13 protein-coding genes and 1 tRNA gene are annotated in these 17,413 nt (G+C 71.2%); 10 read left to right on the forward strand and 4 right to left on the reverse strand.

The window, feature by feature from the left end; translation table 11 throughout:
- Positions 1 to 91 precede the first annotated feature (91 nt).
- Positions 92 to 1,381, reverse strand: a complete 1,290-nt coding sequence (locus EDF23_RS10385; RefSeq protein WP_131845365.1) for a nicotinate phosphoribosyltransferase — start codon at positions 1,379 to 1,381, stop codon at positions 92 to 94.
- A 116-nt stretch (positions 1,382 to 1,497) separates the two neighbouring features.
- On the opposite strand from EDF23_RS10385, the gene murI reads away from it, so the two are divergent.
- The 3 genes from murI to rdgB all read left to right on the forward strand — a co-directional run bounded on the left by murI (position 1,498) and on the right by rdgB (position 3,730).
- Positions 1,498 to 2,337: a glutamate racemase gene (gene murI / locus EDF23_RS10390; protein WP_123938935.1), complete on the forward strand. Its 840-nt coding sequence runs from the start codon at positions 1,498 to 1,500 to the stop codon at positions 2,335 to 2,337.
- A 74-nt stretch (positions 2,338 to 2,411) separates the two neighbouring features.
- Positions 2,412 to 3,143, forward strand: coding sequence for a ribonuclease PH (gene rph, locus EDF23_RS10395; RefSeq protein ID WP_111085013.1), 732 nt, complete (start codon positions 2,412 to 2,414; stop codon positions 3,141 to 3,143).
- Positions 3,140 to 3,730: an RdgB/HAM1 family non-canonical purine NTP pyrophosphatase gene (gene rdgB / locus EDF23_RS10400; RefSeq protein ID WP_131921604.1), complete on the forward strand. Its 591-nt coding sequence runs from the start codon at positions 3,140 to 3,142 to the stop codon at positions 3,728 to 3,730. Before rph ends, rdgB begins: the two co-directional genes overlap by 4 nt.
- A gap of 64 nt (positions 3,731 to 3,794) precedes the next feature.
- On the opposite strand, the gene EDF23_RS10405 is transcribed toward rdgB, so the two are convergent.
- The 3 genes from EDF23_RS10405 to EDF23_RS10415 form a co-directional block, all read right to left on the reverse strand.
- Positions 3,795 to 4,496, reverse strand: coding sequence for a DedA family protein (locus tag EDF23_RS10405; protein ID WP_123294071.1), 702 nt, complete (start codon positions 4,494 to 4,496; stop codon positions 3,795 to 3,797).
- A 118-nt stretch (positions 4,497 to 4,614) separates the two neighbouring features.
- Positions 4,615 to 4,695: transfer RNA gene (locus EDF23_RS10410), tRNA-Leu, on the reverse strand.
- 167 nt (positions 4,696 to 4,862) lie between these two features.
- Entirely contained in the window at positions 4,863 to 6,155 is a 1,293-nt protein-coding gene (locus tag EDF23_RS10415) for an MFS transporter (protein WP_131921605.1), read from the reverse strand.
- A gap of 56 nt (positions 6,156 to 6,211) precedes the next feature.
- Here EDF23_RS10415 and mnmA point away from each other — a divergent pair, with 56 nt between their 5' ends.
- From mnmA to gatB, 7 genes are all read left to right on the forward strand, one after another.
- Positions 6,212 to 7,318 carry a tRNA 2-thiouridine(34) synthase MnmA gene (gene mnmA / locus EDF23_RS10420; protein WP_131921606.1) on the forward strand — a complete coding sequence of 369 codons (1,107 nt, stop codon included), beginning with the start codon at positions 6,212 to 6,214 and terminating at the stop codon, positions 7,316 to 7,318.
- Positions 7,319 to 7,384: 66 nt separating this feature from the next.
- The gene (gene ligA, locus EDF23_RS10425) at positions 7,385 to 9,718 is read left to right on the forward strand and encodes an NAD-dependent DNA ligase LigA (protein ID WP_131921607.1); all 2,334 of its coding nucleotides are present in this window, start codon (positions 7,385 to 7,387) and stop codon (positions 9,716 to 9,718) included.
- Between the two features lie 182 nt (positions 9,719 to 9,900).
- Complete coding sequence (locus tag EDF23_RS10430) at positions 9,901 to 11,268, forward strand: alpha/beta hydrolase (protein ID WP_131921608.1); 1,368 nt, start codon at positions 9,901 to 9,903, stop codon at positions 11,266 to 11,268.
- Positions 11,269 to 11,469: 201 nt separating this feature from the next.
- The gene (locus EDF23_RS10435; protein ID WP_131921609.1) at positions 11,470 to 13,800 is read left to right on the forward strand and encodes a transglycosylase domain-containing protein; all 2,331 of its coding nucleotides are present in this window, start codon (positions 11,470 to 11,472) and stop codon (positions 13,798 to 13,800) included.
- A 145-nt stretch (positions 13,801 to 13,945) separates the two neighbouring features.
- Entirely contained in the window at positions 13,946 to 14,245 is a 300-nt protein-coding gene (gene gatC, locus EDF23_RS10440) for an Asp-tRNA(Asn)/Glu-tRNA(Gln) amidotransferase subunit GatC (protein WP_111085021.1), read from the forward strand.
- Entirely contained in the window at positions 14,242 to 15,786 is a 1,545-nt protein-coding gene (gatA, locus tag EDF23_RS10445) for an Asp-tRNA(Asn)/Glu-tRNA(Gln) amidotransferase subunit GatA (RefSeq protein ID WP_111085022.1), read from the forward strand. Before gatC ends, gatA begins: the two co-directional genes overlap by 4 nt.
- A complete protein-coding gene (gene gatB / locus EDF23_RS10450) occupies positions 15,786 to 17,291 on the forward strand; it encodes an Asp-tRNA(Asn)/Glu-tRNA(Gln) amidotransferase subunit GatB (RefSeq protein ID WP_123340738.1) in 1,506 nt (501 codons plus the stop codon). Before gatA ends, gatB begins: the two co-directional genes overlap by 1 nt.
- The last annotated feature ends 122 nt before the right edge of the window (positions 17,292 to 17,413 follow it).

Raw genomic sequence — 17,413 nt, forward strand, 5'->3', positions numbered from 1 at the left:
GAAATGGTCGGGTCGCCTTCGGGGACCCGACCATTTCTGCTCACCAAGCGATGCGCAGCGGCGCTGCGGCGCTGCGGCGCGCAGCAGCGCGCTAGATCACCAGGGTGGGGATCGCGGGGTCGCCGCGACCGATGCGCGCGGCGTCCGCCGGCAGCTCGGCCTTCGCCCGCTTGTGGTGCGCCCGCGCGGCCTCGACGCCCTGTGCTCCGAGGAACGCCGGATCGACCACGCCGCCGGTGACCACGGGCACGAGCAGGGGGCGCTCGTCAGGGCCGACCTGTCCGGCGGTGAGCACGACCTCGGCGGTGGCGACACCGTTGCGCAGGCGTCGGCCGGCTTCCTTGCGCCCGCCGATCGAGGCCTTGTCCGCTGACTTCTTCGCCACGGCGACCCAGTCGTCGCCGTCGGCGGACTGGTGCGCCACGAGCTTGAAGACCATGCCGGCGGCCGGGTGCCCCGAGCCGGAGACCACCGAGGTGCCGACGCCGTACGAGTCGACCGGGGCCGCACGGAGGGCCGCGATCGTGTACTCGTCCAGGTCGTTCGTGACCGTGATCTTCGTGTCGGTCGCGCCGAGCCGGTCGAGCTGCGCCCGGACGGCCGCGACGACCGAGGGCAGGTCGCCGCTGTCGATGCGGACACCGCCGAGCTTGCCGTCGGTCAGTCGGACGGCGGTCTCGACGGCCTGCTCGATGTCGTAGGTGTCGACGAGCAGCGTCGTGCCGTTGCCGAGGGCGTCGAGCTGCGACCGGAACGCCGCTTCCTCGGAGTCGTGCAGCAGGGTGAACGCGTGCGCCGCGGTGCCCATCGTCGGGATGCCCCAGGTGCGGCCGGCCTCGAGGTTGCTCGTCGCGCCGAACCCGGCGATGTACGCGGCCCTTGCTGCGGCGACGGCGTTCCACTCGCCGGTGCGGCGGGAGCCCATCTCGGCGAGCGGACGCCCGTCGGCGGCGGAGACCATGCGCGCGGCGGCCGAGGCGATGGCGGAGTCGGCGTTGAAGACCGACAGGGCGAGCGTCTCGAGCACGACGGCCTCGGCGAACGTGCCCTCGACCTGCAGGATCGGGGAGTTGGGGAAGTAGACCTCGCCCTCGCGGTAGGCCCGGACGTCCCCGGTGAACCGGTAGTCGGCGAGGAAGGCTGCGGTGCCCTCGTCGATGACCCCGCGGTCGCGCAGGAACCCGATCTCGTCGTCGCCGAAGCGGAAGTCGCCGAGGGCGGTCAGGAACCGGCCGAGGCCGGCCGCGACGCCGTAGCGACGACCGTCGGGCAGTCGCCGGGCGAACACCTCGAAGACGCACCGCCGGTGGGCGGTCCCGTCCTTCAGGGCCGCGTCGACCATGGTGAGTTCGTACTGGTCCGTCAGGAGCGCGCTGGTCACGCTGTCGACACTAGTGACGTGACCTCCTGGAGGCCCGGATCGCCTCGGGCGCCCGGCCCGCGGCGCGCAGGCGGTCGGTCCCGACGTCCGCAGCGCGCGTCGGTACGCTGGTCACCGTGACGGATGCACCGATCGGAGTCTTCGACAGCGGGGTCGGCGGGCTCACGGTGGCCCGCGCGATCATCGACCAGCTGCCGCGCGAGAGCATCCGGTACGTCGGCGACACCGTGCACTCGCCGTACGGCCCGAAGCCCATCGCCGACGTCCGCCGCTACGCGCTCGAGGTCATGGACGACCTGGTCGAACTCGGCGTCAAGGCCCTCGTCATCGCCTGCAACACCGCGTCGTCTGCCGTGCTCCGCGACGCCCGCGAACGGTACGAGCAGGCGTACGGCATCCCGGTGGTCGAGGTCATCCAGCCCGCCGCCCGCGCCGCCGTGAAGCAGACCCGGACCGGGCGCATCGGCGTCATCGGCACGGTCGGCACCATCACCTCGCGCGCCTACGAGGACGCCTTCGCGGTGGCCTCCGACGTCAGCCTGACCCTGGCGGCGTGCCCGCGGTTCGTCGAGTTCGTCGAGGCGGGGGACACCTCGTCACCGGAGCTGCGCGAGGTCGCCGCCGGCTACCTCGACCCGATCCGCGCCGCCGACGTCGACACCCTCGTGCTCGGCTGCACCCACTACCCGCTGATGTCCGCCGCCATCCAGTACGTGATGGGCCCGGACGTCACCCTGGTGTCGAGTGCCGAGGAGACCGCCAACGACGTGTACCGCCGGCTCGTCGAGCACGGCCTCGAACGCACCTCCACCACCGCCCCGACGTACTCGTTCGAGTCGACCGGCGACGACGAGGACGGGTTCCTGCGGCTCGCCCGCCGGTTCCTCGGCCCCGAGATCGTCCGCGTCGGCCACCTCGAGACCGGCGCCATCACGCTGCCCCGTGGGCGGGCCTGAGCGGCGACCAGCCGCCAGCCGCCGCCCGCCCCGATGACCCGCACCGCGCCTCCAGGCCGGACCGAAAGGACACCATGACCACCCGCATCGACGGCCGCCAGGCCGAGGAACACCGTCCCGTCACCATCGAGCGGGGGTGGAGCACGCAGGCCGAGGGCAGCGCGCTCATCTCGTTCGGCAACACCAAGGTGCTCTGCACCGCCTCGTTCACGAACGGCGTGCCCCGTTGGCTCGCCGGCAAGGGCACCGGCTGGGTCACCGCCGAGTACTCGATGCTGCCGCGGTCGACGAACGAGCGCATGCAGCGCGAGTCGATCAAGGGCAAGGTCGGTGGCCGCACCCACGAGATCTCCCGGCTGATCGGGCGTTCGCTCCGCGCCGTGGTCGACACGAAGGCCCTCGGGGAGAACACCCTGGTCATCGACTGCGACGTGCTGCAGGCCGACGGCGGCACCCGCACGGCGTCGATCACCGGCGCCTACGTGGCGATGGTCGACGCGATCGAGTGGGGCCGCGGCAAGGGCTTCATCGGCAAGAAGGCCACCCCGCTCACCGACAGCGTGCAGGCGATCTCGGTCGGCATCGTCACGGGCGAGCCGATGCTCGACCTGGCGTACACCGAGGACTCCGCCGCCGACACCGACATGAACATCGTCACGACCGGGTCGGGCAAGTTCATCGAGGTGCAGGGGACCGCCGAGCACGCGCCGTTCGACCGCGACGAGCTGAACGTCCTGCTCGACCTGGGGCTGGCCGGCAACCAGTCGCTCGCGGCGATCCAGAAGACCGTGCTGGGGCTGGCGTGACCGGCACCGTCGTCCTGGCCACCCACAACCAGGGCAAGGTCGTCGAGCTCCGCGAGATCCTCGGGTCGGCGCTGGGCGAGGGTGTCGAGCTGGTCGGGTACGACGGCCCCGAGCCGGTCGAGGACGGCGACACCTACGCCGCGAACGCCCTGATCAAGGCCCGTGCCGCGGTCGCCCACACCGGGCTGCCGGCGCTCGCCGACGACTCCGGCATCGCGGTCGACGCGCTCGACGGCGCCCCGGGCATCCACTCGGCGCGGTACGCGGGCACCCGGTCGGACGCCGACAACATCGCGCTGCTGCTGCAGAACCTCGACGGCGTCGTGGAGCGGACCGCCGCCTTCGTGTGCGCGGCCGCGTTCGTCACGCCCGACGGGTTCGAGCACGTGGTCGAGGCGGTGTGGAACGGCGAGGTGCTGACCGCGCCGGTCGGCAACGGCGGCCACGGCTACGACCCGGTGTTCCGGCCGGACGACGCCGACCGGTCGTCGGCCGAGCTCACCCGCGACGAGAAGAACGCGCTGTCGCACCGCAGCAAGGCGTTCCGGGGCATCGCGCCGGTCGTGCGGGAGCACTTCGGGCTCTGAACTGCCCACCTGCGACGACGACGGGCCCACACCGGACGGTGTGGGCCCGTCGTGTTCGGTCCGGCTACAGCTGCGGGTCGACGGCCGTCGACTCGGCCTGGTGCTCTCGCTTCTTCGCCTTGCGGGCATTCCGGATGTACGTCAGCGCCATCGGCACGACGGTGACCAGGACGGCGGCGAGCAGGATGATGTCGATGTACTCGCGCACGATGTGGGCGACGAACGGGATGTGCCCGATGAAGTACCCGAGGAACGTCACGCCGACGCCCCAGACGACGGCGCCGATCGCGTTGTAGAGCGAGTACTTCTTGTAGTCCATGCGGCCGACGCCGGCGGCGATCGGCGCGAAGGTGCGGACGACCGGCACGAAGCGCGCCAGGATCACCGCGAGCGGGCCGAACCGGTGGAAGAACGCGTTGGTCCGCTCGACGTTCGCCTTGGAGAACAGACCGCTCTCCTTGCGCTCGAAGATCGGCGGGCCGGCCTTCTTTCCGATGTAGTAGCCGAGCTCCCCACCGAGGAACGCGGCAGCGCCGATCATCAGGGCCGCGACCCAGATCGGGATGCCGCCGATCTCGCCGCCGCGGTCGAACGCGAACAGGCCGGTGATGACGAGCAGGCTGTCACCCGGGAAGATGAAGCCGATCAGCAGACCGGTCTCGGCGAAGACGATCGCACAGACGACGAGCACTGCGACCGCCCCGAAGTGGTCGAGGATGTACTGCGGATCCAGCCATGGGATCAGGGCGAGTGCGACGGAGTGCATGTCTCTTCCGGTCGTGCAGATGCGGTGACGGGAGGGTCACCCGCACGACGAGGGTACCGTCCGCGCGTGACCGGAACGTCCCTCGGTGGTATGAGATGCGCGAGCACGCAACGGTCGGTGCGGAAGGAGGGACTCGAACCCTCACGCCTGGGGCACAGGAACCTAAATCCTGCGTGTCTACCGATTCCACCACTCCCGCGAGCAGCGGCAGTCTACCGAGCGGTCCCTGGTCGGCCGACGTCGGTGGACGTCGGCGGACGTCGGTGGTGCGAGGTTGATCACTCCGTGCGGCGCAGAAAGCGCGCACCGAGTGGGCAACCTCGCACCGAGTCGTGGGAAACGGCTGCGCGCAGCGCGCGGCGCGCGTCAGCGGAGCTGGCGCGGCAGGTACCGCGGCACGTACCGCAGCAGCACACCGGCACCGATCAGGCCGAGCACGCCCATCACGCCGCTGGCCACCGCGATCGTCGCGACGGCCGTCACCCCGGAGATCACGAGCGGCGCAGCAGCGGACCCGAAGTCGCCGGTGAAGCGCCAGGCCCCGAGGAACGGCGCCGGGTCGTCGCGCGGGGCGAGGTCGGCACCGAGCGTCATGAGGATGCCGGAGCCGACGCCGTTGGCGAGCGACATCCCCATCGCGATCCCCACGAACCAGCCGACCCGCGCGTCGAGGTGCCCGCTCCAGGCGAGCAGGAAGTAGCTGATGCTCAGCCCGAGCATGCAGGGGAGTGCGCTCGCCAACCGTCCCCAGCGGTCCATGATCTGGCCGCTCGTGTAGAACAGCGCGAAGTCGACGGCACCGGCGATGCCGATGATCAGTGCGGCCGTCGAGTCGTTCAGCCCGACACTGACCGCCCACAGCGGCAGGATCACCTGGCGTCCGGCGCGCATCGCGCCGATGAGCGCGGCGCCGCTGCCGAGCCGCAGCAGCACGGCCCGGTTCGTGCGCAGGGTGCGGAAGAGGCCGTGCGCCTCCTTGCCGACGAAGACCGCTCCGGTGTCGGTGGACGGCTCGGTCACGCCGGTCGCGTCCGACCCCGACCGGGAGGCCCGTGGCGGCAACCGCAGACCGCGTGCGCCCGTCGCCGGGTCGCGCAGCACCAGGAGCACGGTCGCCGCCGCCAGGCAGCACACGACGTGGATCCAGAAGGCGCTCGCGGTGGTGCCGGTCAGGTGGAGCACACCGGCGGCGAGGAACGGCCCGACGAAGTACCCGAAGCGGAACACCCCGCCCAGGCTCGACAGCGCCCGGGCCCGGATGCGGACGGGGATCGCGGTGGTCATGTACGCGTGCCGCGCCAGGGCGAACACCGCGGTCGAGACGCCGACCAGGAACACCCCGAGCGCGAGCACCCACGCGTTCGCCGCGGTCGTGCAGACGACCAGGCCACCGACCGACACCAGGGCGGCGCCGATCATCGCGTTCCGCTCGCCGATCCGCGCGACGACGATGCCGGACGGCACGTCGCCGATGAGTTCGCCGACCAGGATCAGCGACGCGACGAAGCCCGCGAACGCCAGGGTCGCGCCGAGGGAGTCCGCGGCGATCGGGATGATCGGGATGATCGCGCCCTCGCCGATGGCGAACAGTGCCGCGGGCAGGAACCCGGACAACAGGACGGACCGGAAGTCGAATGAGTCGTTCCCCGTCGTGGCCATCGCTCGACCAACGGTACGCCAGCGGTACGGGTTCGTCGGCGGGTTACCCTGGAGGCATGCGTGTTCTGGCGGCGATGAGCGGTGGGGTCGACTCGGCGGTGGCTGCTGCCCGGGCGGTCGACGCCGGGCACGACGTGGTCGGCGTGCACCTGGCGTTGAGCCGGATGCCGGGCACGCTCCGCACCGGCAGTCGCGGGTGCTGCACGATCGAGGACTCGATGGACGCCCAGCGCGCCGCGTCCGCCCTCGGCATCCCCTACTACGTGTGGGACTTCTCGGCCCGGTTCAAGGAGGACGTCGTCGACGACTTCGTCGCCGAGTACCAGGCCGGCCGCACCCCGAACCCCTGCATGCGGTGCAACGAGCGGATCAAGTTCGCGGCGCTGCTCGAGAAGGCGCTGGCCCTGGGCTTCGACGCCGTCGCGACCGGGCACTACGCCTCGATCGTCACCGGCCCGGACGGCTCCCGCGAACTCCACCGGTCGGCCGCGTGGGCGAAGGACCAGTCCTACGTGCTCGGGGTCCTGACCGCCGAGCAGCTGCAGCACGCGATGTTCCCGCTCGGGGCGACCCCGTCGAAGGACGAGGTCCGGGCCGAGGCCGCCGAGCGTGGGCTGACCGTCGCGCAAAAGCCCGACTCCTACGACATCTGCTTCATCCCGGACGGCGACACCCGCGGCTGGCTCGCCGACCGTGTCGGCAGCGAGACCGGCGACGTCGTGGAGCGCGACGGCACCGTGGTCGGTTCCCACGACGGCGCGCACGGCTACACGGTCGGGCAGCGCCGCGGACTGTCGCTCGGGCGCCCCGCCGCCGACGGCAAGCCGCGGTTCGTGCTCGAGATCCGCCCGAAGGACAACACTGTCGTGGTCGGCCCGAAGGAGGCCCTGGCCGTGTCGTCGATGTCGGGCTCCCGCTTCACGTGGGCCGGCACGGCACCCGCCGACCCGCAGACGCCGTTCGCGTGCGACGTGCAGATCCGGGCGCACGCCGACCCGGTGCCGGCGACCGCGCGGGTGCAGGACGGCGTGCTCGTGATCGACGTCGACGAGCCGCTGCACGGGGTCGCCCCCGGGCAGACGGCCGTGGTCTACGTCGGCACCCGGGTGCTCGGACAGTGCACGATCGACAGCACCGTCAGCGCCGTCCCGGTCGACGCCTGAGACCGCCGCTCCCGGGCGGTGGGTCCGCTGCACGCGCCGTCGGTGGCACACGGTAGAACTGATGGCATGAGCGAGACCGACGCCACGTTCGAGACCATCGACCCCGACGGGCTCGACGCCGCCCAGGCTGGGCGCGAGGTCGACCGGCTGCGGGCCCGCATCAACGAGCTGCGACAGGCGTACTACCAGGGCGACAACGGATCACCGGAAGCCGATGCCGACTACGACGTGCTGGTCCGACGGCTCGCCGCGATCGAGCAGCGGTTCCCGGAGCTCCTGACCGAGGACAGCCCGACCCAGACCGTCGGGGGGCAGGCGCAGACCACGCAGTTCGCGCCGGTCGAGCACGCCGAGCGGATGCTCTCGCTCGACAACGTGTTCAGCCCGGACGAGCTCACCGAGTGGGCCGTCAAGGTGCAGCGCGACGCCGGTGCCGAGCGTGTCCGGTTCCTGACCGAGCTGAAGATCGACGGCCTCGCGATCAACCTGCGCTACGAGCACGGCCGGTTGGTGTCGGCGGCGACCCGTGGTGACGGTGTCGTGGGCGAGGACGTCACCGGCAACGTCCGGACGATGGGCACGATCCCGGACCGGCTGTCGGGGACGGGCCACCCGCCGCTGGTCGAGGTCCGCGGCGAGATCTTCTTCCCGGTCGCCGAGTTCGACGAGCTCAACGCGAACCAGCGCGAGGCGGGGGAGCGCGTCTTCGCCAACCCGCGCAACGCCGCCGCCGGGTCCCTCCGCCAGAAGGAAGAGGGCAAGTCCGAGGCGAAGCGCGCACTCATGGTCGACCGGCTCCGGCGCTTGCGGATGCTCGTGCACGGCATCGGCGCGTGGCCCGTGCGCGAGCTCGAGCAGGAGACCGACGTCCGCTCGCAGTCCGAGGTCTACGAGTTGCTCGAGACCTGGGGCCTGCCGACGAGCAGCCACTACCGGGTCTTCGACACCATCGACGAGGTGAACGCCTTCGTCCGCTCCACGGGTGACCGCCGCGCCTCGGTCGAGCACCAGATCGACGGCGTCGTCATCAAGGTCGACGACCTCGCCCTCCACGAAGAACTCGGCTCGACGTCTCGTGCACCCCGGTGGGCGATCGCGTACAAGTACCCGCCGGAAGAAGTCCACACCAAGCTCGTCGACATCGTCGTCAGCGTCGGGCGGACCGGGCGTGCGACTCCGTTCGCGGTGATGGCCCCGGCCGAGGTCGCCGGGTCGGTCGTCCGCCAGGCCACCCTGCACAACCAGCAGGTGGTCAAGGCGAAGGGCGTCCTGATCGGCGACACCGTCGTGCTGCGGAAGGCCGGCGACGTCATCCCCGAGGTCCTGGGGCCGGTCGTCGACCTGCGCGACGGCACGGAGCGCGAGTTCGTGATGCCGACGCACTGCCCGGAGTGCGGCACCGAGCTCGCCCCCGCGAAGGAAGGCGACATCGACCTCCGCTGCCCGAACGCGAAGAGCTGCCCCGCGCAGGTCCGCGGTCGTGTCGAGCACATCGCATCGCGCGGTTCGCTCGACATCGAGGGCCTCGGCGAGGTCGCAGCCGCAGCGCTCACGCAACCGATGCACCCGGAGACCCCGCCGCTCGTGACCGAGGCCGGGCTGTTCGACCTGACGATGCAGGACATCGTCCCGATCGAGGTGATCGTCCGCGACGCCGAGACCGGCATGGAGAAGGTCGACGACGCCGGTGCCCCGAAGCGCGTGACCCCGTTCAGCCGGGCGCGCAAGAAGACCGACCCGCCGTTCGACGCCGACGCCCGTGGGGCCGACTACACCGGTGAGCCGAGCCGCTACCCGTCGAAGAACGCGTTCGAGATGCTCGCGAACATCGACGCGGCGAAGACGAAGCCGCTCTGGCGCATCATGGTCGGGCTGAGCATCCGCCACGTCGGACCGGTCGCGGCGCGGGCGCTCGCGAACCACTTCGGGTCGCTCGACCGGATCCGCAGCGCCTCGCGCGAGGAACTGGCGGCGGTCGACGGGGTCGGCGGGATCATCGCCGACGCCCTGCTCGCGTGGTTCGAGGTCGACTGGCACCGCGAGATCATCGACCGCTGGACGTCGGCGGGCGTGCAGTTCACCACGCCGGACCACCCCGGCCCCGGGGGCGCGGCGATCGAGGGCGGTGTCCTGAGCGGCGTCACGGTCGTGGCGACCGGGTCCCTCGAGGGGTATACGCGAGAGGGCGCGCTCGAGGCGATCATCACCGCCGGCGGCAAGGCGGCGTCGAGCGTCAGCAAGAAGACCGACTTCGTGGCCGCGGGCCCCGGGGCCGGGTCGAAGCTCACGAAGGCCGAGCAGCTGGGGCTCCGGATCATCGACGCCGAGCAGTTCCACCTGCTCGTGACCGAGGGGCCGAGCGCGCTCCCCGAGCCAGAGGTGCCCGCGCCCGAGGGCTGAGCCGGGGCGACGAGCACGACCGCGATGTGGCCGCACACTGCGGCGCGCCGTGCGACGCACCCAGTTCGGGGGACAAGTTGCATCGCGCATGACCGATCCTCGGGCATTCTCCTTACACTCGACAGAGCATCACCCGTCGTCTGCAGGGAGACGGCGGGACGGCCTTCCAGGGGGAGACCCGATTGCTGCTCATCGCCGCGGCTCTGCTCACCGCCTCGATGCACTCGCTCGGAGTGATCGAGGCCCCCGTCGCGCCTTCGACCCATGCCGCCACGGCCACCGTGACGGTCGCGCTCGTCTCCGAGCGCCACGCGGTGCCCCAGCCGGTCATGACCGGGGGACAGATCGACGTCGACACCGTCGCCGACGCGCACGGTCGGGCGTTCCTCGACGACCTCGGGGTCCTCGGCGCCGGTGACCTGCGCCGCGCCGCCGACGACCGCCGTGTCGTGGCGACCGCGCAGGACGACCCGCCCGCGGCGGCCGTCGTCGCGCAGTGGTGGGCGGGACTCGGCGCCGACGAACAGGGCACGCTCCTGGTCCACGCGCCGTCGATCATCGGCAACCTCGAGGGCGTGCCGTACGCCGTCCGCGACCGCGCGAACCGGTCGACCCTGACCACGGGACTCGCCGACCCCGACACCGGAGCCGCGCACGCCGCGATGCTCGGACAGGTGCGGGACTCGTTGCGGCGCGAACCCGGTGACCCGCAGCGGTTCCTCATCACGCTCGACACCCGAGCGGCGGGGCGAGCGGCGATCAGCATCGGTGACCTCGACACCGCGGCGGACGTCACCGTCATCGTCCCCGGGATGTTCTTCACCGTGACCGGGCAGATGGCCGACTTCACGAACACCGCCAACGACCTGGCGAGCGAACAAGCGACCCTCGCGCCGCTGGCGGCCGGTGGCTCCGGCGACGGGACGGGCGTCGCCGTCGTTGCGTGGATGGGCTACCGCACGCCCGACCTGTCGAACATCATGTCGCTCAGCCTCGCCGACTCCGGGGCGCAGCGACTCGAGCGCACCGTCGACGGCCTGCGGCAGATCCGCGACGGCGACCAGCCCCGGCTGAACATCGTGGCGCACTCGTACGGGTCGACGACGGCGCTCATGGCGCTCGCCTCCGGACGGATGAGCGCCGACACCCTCACCGTGCTCGGGTCACCGGGCAGTGACGTCCGGTCGGCGGCGGACCTGGACGTCGCCTCGGACGAGGTGTTCGTCGGTGTCGCGCACAGCGACCCGATCGCCGGGTCCGGGTACTACGGCACGGACCCGGGCGGTTCGTCGTTCGGCGCCACCGTGATGAACCTGGCCGGCGGTGCCGACGCGCTGGCCGCCGGCGACCTGTTCCGTCGTCCGGTCGGGCACAACGACTACCTCAAGCCGGGGACCGCATCGCTGCACGACGTCGCCCTGATCGGGATCGGCCGCGGTGACCTCGTCCGCGAGCAGGTCCGACGCGGCAGCACCGGTGACGACGGTGTCGTCGGTGCGTCGGTCGACATGTACCTGGTCCGTCCGCAGGACCTGCAGCCCCGCGACTGACGGGGCGAGGCCCTGGGCGTGACCGGATCGTGACCGGCGGCCGACGTGCCGGGGCCGCACCGGGCCTCCCGGCCGGATCCGCGACCCCGCGCGGATCGCGACCCGCGACAGGTGTTGCCTGAGCGGCAACCTGAGCGACGGCGCAGCCTCAGTCGGTTCCACGGCAGAACCAGTACAGCCCGCCTCCCTACGGTTCGGGGCATGCGTGTGGTGCGATGGCCTGGTGCTCTCCTGATGTTCGTGGTGATGTCCGTGCTCGCCGGCATGCTCGTCGCCGTCGCGGTGACGCCCGCGGTCGCCGTCGCGGGTGAGGGCACCTCGGGTGCGGTCGCGTTCTTCGAGGACCTGCCGAGTTACCTCGACGTGCAGACGCCGCAGCAGGTGTCGTCGGTGTACGCGACGAAGGGCGGCAAGCAGGTCAAGATCGCGTCGTTCTACGCCGAGAACCGGACGAACGTCGCGGCCGACCAGATGGCGGACACGCTCAAGCAGGCCGCCATCGACACCGAGGACCCCCGCTACTACGACGAGGGCGGCATCGACGTCCTCGGCACGCTGCGCGGAGTCGCCGCGACCGTCGTCGGCGGCGACGTCCAGGGCGGATCGAGCATCACGCAGCAGTACGTCAAGAACGTCCTCGTGCAGCAGTGCGAGGAGCTCACCGGCAAGGACCAGGCCGCCACGGCGAAGAAGGTGGAGGCCTGCTACGAGGACGCAGCCGGCGTCACCCCGCAGCGGAAGCTGCAGGAGATGCGGTACGCGATCGCGGTGAACAAGAAGTACTCGAAGGACGACATCCTGACCGGGTACCTGAACATCGTCGGGCTCGGCGGTCGGGTGTACGGCGCCGAGGCCGGTGCCGAGTACTACTTCGGCGTGCACGCGAAGGACCTGTCGCTCGTGCAGTCGGCCACGCTCGTGGCGATCCTCAACAACCCCTCGAACCTGCGCATCGACGTGCCCGGTGACAAGGCGAACGGGCAGGCGAACGGCTACGCGCTCACCAAGGAACGACGCGACTACGTCCTCCGCCGCATGCAGGCGCACGGGTCGATCACGAAGGCCGAGATGACGAAGGCCATCGCGACCCCGGTCACGCCGAAGATCACCGAGACCGCGAACGGCTGCTCGACCGCGGCGACGAACTACGACGCCGGCTACTTCTGCGACTACGTCCGCGACCAGGTGCTGCAGGACCCGGCGTTCGGCAAGACCGCCGCGGCGCGCATCGCGACGCTCGACACCAAGGGCCTGCAGATCCACACCTCGCTCGACCTCGACCTGCAGGGCCAGGCGCAGACCGCACTGTCGACCTACGTGCCCGCCACGATGGCGGGCGTCGACGTCGGCGGTTCCAACGTCACCGTCGAGCCCGGCACCGGACGCATCATGTCGATGGTGCAGAACACGTCGTACACGCAGGGCGACAACGCCGCAGCGGGGTCGACCGCGGTGGACTACAGCGCGGACTCCGGCTACGGCAACTCCGGCGGGTTCCAGACCGGCTCCACCTACAAGGTGTTCACCCTGGCCGAGTGGCTCGCGACCGGCCACACGCTCTCCGAGTCGGTGTCGACCACCGAGCACACGTTCCAGAACTCGGAGTTCACGAACTCCTGCCAGAACGTCAGCGGCGGGACGTGGCCGGTCGCGAACGCCGAGTCCGTGCCGGCGTCGATGACCGTGCAGGCCGCCACCGTCGAGTCGATCAACACCGCCTTCGGCGCGATGGGCAAGCAGCTCGACCTCTGCAAGATCGCGCAGCTCGCGCAGTCGATGGGGATCCACCGCGCCGACGGCGGTGCCCTCGGGCAGACCCCCTCGTCGATCCTCGGCGTCAACGAGCTGTCGCCGATCGACCTGGCCGAGGCCTACGCCGGCTTCGCGAACGGCGGCGTCGTCTGCACGCCGACCGCGATCGACTCGGTCACCGAGTCCGACGGCACGAAGATCACCCCGACGCCGTCGTCCTGCACGCAGGGGGTCTCGGCGGACGTCGCCGGCACCGTCGACTACGCGCTCCAGGGCGTGCTGTCGGGCTCCGGCACCGCCGCCAGTGCGAACCCCGGCGACAGCGTGCCGAAGTTCGCGAAGACCGGCACCACCGACGGCGACGTGCAGAACTGGCTCGTCGCGTCGTCGACGAAGTACACGAACGCCACCTGGATCGGGAACGTGCAGGGGAGCGTGAGCCTGGCGAACTGGCCGTTCCTGCAGGGCACCACCGGGTACAGCGCGAAGTTCGGGGTCGGGAAGTCGATGATGGCGTACCTGGACCAGACGGTCGGCGGGGACGCCCTGCCCACGCCGAGCCAGGCGATGATCGGGCAGGCGAGCCACTCGTCGCAGTCGTCGCAGTCGCAGTCCTCGGCGTCGTCGGGATCCGGTGCGTCGCCGGCCGACCAGTCGACGCCGACCACGCCGACGCAGACCGCTGCACCCGCTGCACCGGCTGCTCCTGCGGCACCGGCGGAACCGGCGGCGCCCGCCGCCACGGCGGCTCCGGCAGCGGGTGACCAGAACGGGAAGTGACGGCTCGGGTCCACGCCGCCTGGAGGCCCGTCACCGGTCCGCCGGACCGGTGACGGGCCTCCAGGCAGCCGTCCACAGCCGCGCCTGCGTGATCGACCGCAGCCAATAGACTGTCGGACGTCCACGAACCGATCGACGGAGCACCATGCCTGACATCACGAGCGAGCAGGTCGCGCACCTGGCGAACCTCGCACGTATCGCACTCACGCCCGACGAGATCGAGAAGCTGACCGGGGAGCTGTCGCACATCGTCGAGAGCGTCGCCAAGGTCGCCGAGGTCGCGACCGACGACGTCCCGCTGACGAGCCACCCCGTGCCGCTCGGCAACGTCACCCGACCCGACGTCGTCGGCCAGACGCTGACGCAGGAGCAGGCGCTCTCCGGAGCGCCGGACTCCGACGGCGAACGGTTCCGAGTGACCGCCATCCTGGGAGAAGAACAGTGACCGACATCACGCGGATGAGCGCCGCGGCGCTCGCCGACGCCCTCGTGGCGCGCGACGTCTCGAGCGTCGAGGCCACGCAGGCCCACCTCGACCGCATCGCCGCCGTCGACGGCGACGTGCACGCCTTCCTGCACGTCAACCAGAACGCCATCGCCGTCGCGAAGTCGATCGACTCGCGTCGCTCGGCCGGCGACGACCTCGGGCCCCTCGCCGGTGTCCCGATCGCGATCAAGGACGTCCTGTGCACGCAGGACATGCCGACCACCTCGGGCTCGAAGATCCTCGAAGGCTGGATGCCGCCGTACGACGCCACCCCGGTCGCGAAGCTCCGCGCCGCCGGCCTCGTGCCGCTCGGCAAGACCAACATGGACGAGTTCGCGATGGGCTCGACCACCGAGTTCTCGGCGTACGGACCGACCCACAACCCGTGGGACCTCGACCGCATCCCCGGCGGGTCCGGCGGTGGCTCGGCCGCTGCCGTCGCCGCGCACGAGGCACCCATCGCCCTCGGCTCCGACACCGGCGGCTCGATCCGTCAGCCCGGCGCGGTCACCGGCACCGTCGGTGTGAAGCCGACCTACGGCGGGGTCAGCCGCTACGGCGCGATCGCCCTGGCGTCCAGCCTCGACCAGATCGGCCCGGTCGCCCGCACCGTCCTCGACGCCGCGCTCCTGCACGACGTCATCGGCGGGCACGACCCGCGCGACTCCACCTCGATCCCCGACGCCTGGCCCTCGATGGCCGCCGCCGCCCGCGAAGGACTGCAGGCGGACACGCTGCGCGGCCTGCGCGTCGGCGTGGTGAAGGAGCTCGCCGGTGGCGACGGCTTCCAGGCCGGCGTCACGCAGCGCTTCCAGGAGACCGTCGCGCTGCTCGAGTCGGCCGGTGCGGTCGTCGTCGAGATCGACGCCCCGTCCTTCGCCTACGCGATCAGCGCCTACTACCTGATCCTGCCGGCCGAGGCCTCGTCGAACCTGGCGAAGTTCGACTCGGTGCGCTTCGGCCTGCGCGTCACGCCGGAGAACGGTGCGACGGTCGAGGACGTCATGGCCGCCACGCGCGAAGCCGGGTTCGGTCCCGAGGTGAAGCGTCGCATCATCCTCGGCACCTACGCCCTGAGCGCCGGGTACTACGACGCCTACTACGGCTCGGCGCAGAAGGTCCGCACGCTCGTGCAGCGCGACTTCCAGGCCGCGTTCGACCAGGTCGACCTGCTCATCAGCCCGTCGGCCCCGACGACCGCGTTCCCGATCGGTGAGCGCATCGACGACCCGCTCGCGATGTACCTCAACGACCTCACCACGATCCCGGCGAACCTGGCGGGCGTGCCCGGCATGAGCATCCCGAACGGCCTCGCACCCGAGGACGGCCTGCCCGTCGGCGTCCAGCTGATGGCCCCGCAGCGCGAGGACGCCCGCCTGTACCGCTACGGTGCGGCGCTCGAGCGTCTGCTCGAACAGCAGTGGGGAGCCCCGCTCATCGACCGGATCCCGGACCTCGACCAGAGTCAGCAGTCGGCTGCGCAGGAAGGTGTGATCTGATGGCGCAGAAGGACGCGCTCATGGACTTCGACGAGGCACTGGAGCGCTACGAGCCGGTGCTCGGCTTCGAGGTGCACGTCGAACTCGCGACGAAGACCAAGATGTTCTCGGACGCGCCGAACTTCTTCGGTGGCGAGCCGAACACGAACGTGACGCCGGTCGACCTCGGCCTGCCCGGGTCGCTGCCCGTCGTCAACGCGCAGGCCGTCCGGTACTCGATCCAGCTCGGCCTTGCGCTCGGCTGCTCGATCGCCGAGTCGTCGCGGTTCGCCCGGAAGAACTACTTCTACCCGGACAACCCCAAGAACTACCAGGTCTCGCAGTTCGACGAGCCGATCGCGTTCGAGGGCGAGGTCGAGGTCGAACTGGCCGACGGCACGATCTTCAACATCCCGATCGAACGCGCCCACATGGAAGAGGACGCCGGCAAGCTGACGCACGTCGGTGGTGCCACCGGCCGCATCCAGGGTGCCGAGTACTCGCTCGTCGACTACAACCGCGCCGGTGTGCCGCTCGTCGAGATCGTCACGAAGCCGATCTTCGGTGCCGAGCACCGTGCCCCCGAGCTCGGTGCCGCGTACGTGCAGGTCATCCGCGACCTCGTGCGCGCACTCGGTGTCTCCGAAGCCCGCATGGAGCGTGGCAACCTGCGCTGCGACGCCAACATCTCGCTGCGCCCCCGTGGCCAGGAGAAGCTCGGCACCCGCACCGAGACGAAGAACGTCAACTCGTTCCGTGCCGTCGAGCGTGCGATCCGCTACGAGATCCAGCGCCAGGCCGCGATCCTGGCCGACGGCGGCTCGATCACGCAGGAGACCCGCCACTGGCACGAGGACACCGGCCGGACCTCGGCCGGCCGTCCGAAGTCGGACGCCGACGACTACCGCTACTTCCCCGAGCCCGACCTGCTGCCGGTCGTGCCGGACCCCGCGGTCGTCGAGGAGCTCCGTGCGTCCCTGCCCGAGGCACCGGTGGCTCGCCGCCGTCGCCTCAAGGGCGACTGGGGCTTCGCCGACCTGGAGTTCCAGGACGTCGTGAACGGTGGGCTGCTCGACCAGGTCGAGGGCACCGTCGCCGCCGGCGCTGCGCCGCAGGCGGCCCGCAAGTGGTGGACCGGCGAGATCAGCCGTGTCGCGAACGCGCAGGACGCCGAGCCCGGCGACCTCGTGTCGCCGCAGCACGTCGCCGAGGTCATCGCGCTCGTCGAGTCCGGCGACCTGACCGACCGCCTGGCACGCCAGGTGCTCGAGGGCGTCATCGCCGGCGAGGGCTCGCCGGCCCAGGTCGTCGAGGCCCGTGGGCTCAAGGTCGTGTCCGACGACTCGGCGCTCACCGCCGCGGTCGACGAGGCACTCGCCGGCCAGCCGGACGTGCTCGCGAAGATCAAGGACGGCAAGGTCCAGGCCGCCGGCGCCATCATCGGTGCCGTCATGAAGGCCATGAAGGGCCAGGCGGACGCCGCCCGCGTCCGTGAGCTGGTGCTGGAGCGCGCGCAGCAGGCGTAGTCGCCGTTCCGTGCAGTTCCGTTCCGCGGAACCAGGTTCCGGACACAGCACCGTGGGAAACCACGGTGCTGTGTCCGTTCCGCGGTGTGGGAGAACCTGGGGACGCGTCAGCGACCCGGTGA

It is taken from the genome of Curtobacterium sp. PhB128 (assembly GCF_004340725.1).
Taxonomy (GTDB): domain Bacteria; phylum Actinomycetota; class Actinomycetes; order Actinomycetales; family Microbacteriaceae; genus Curtobacterium.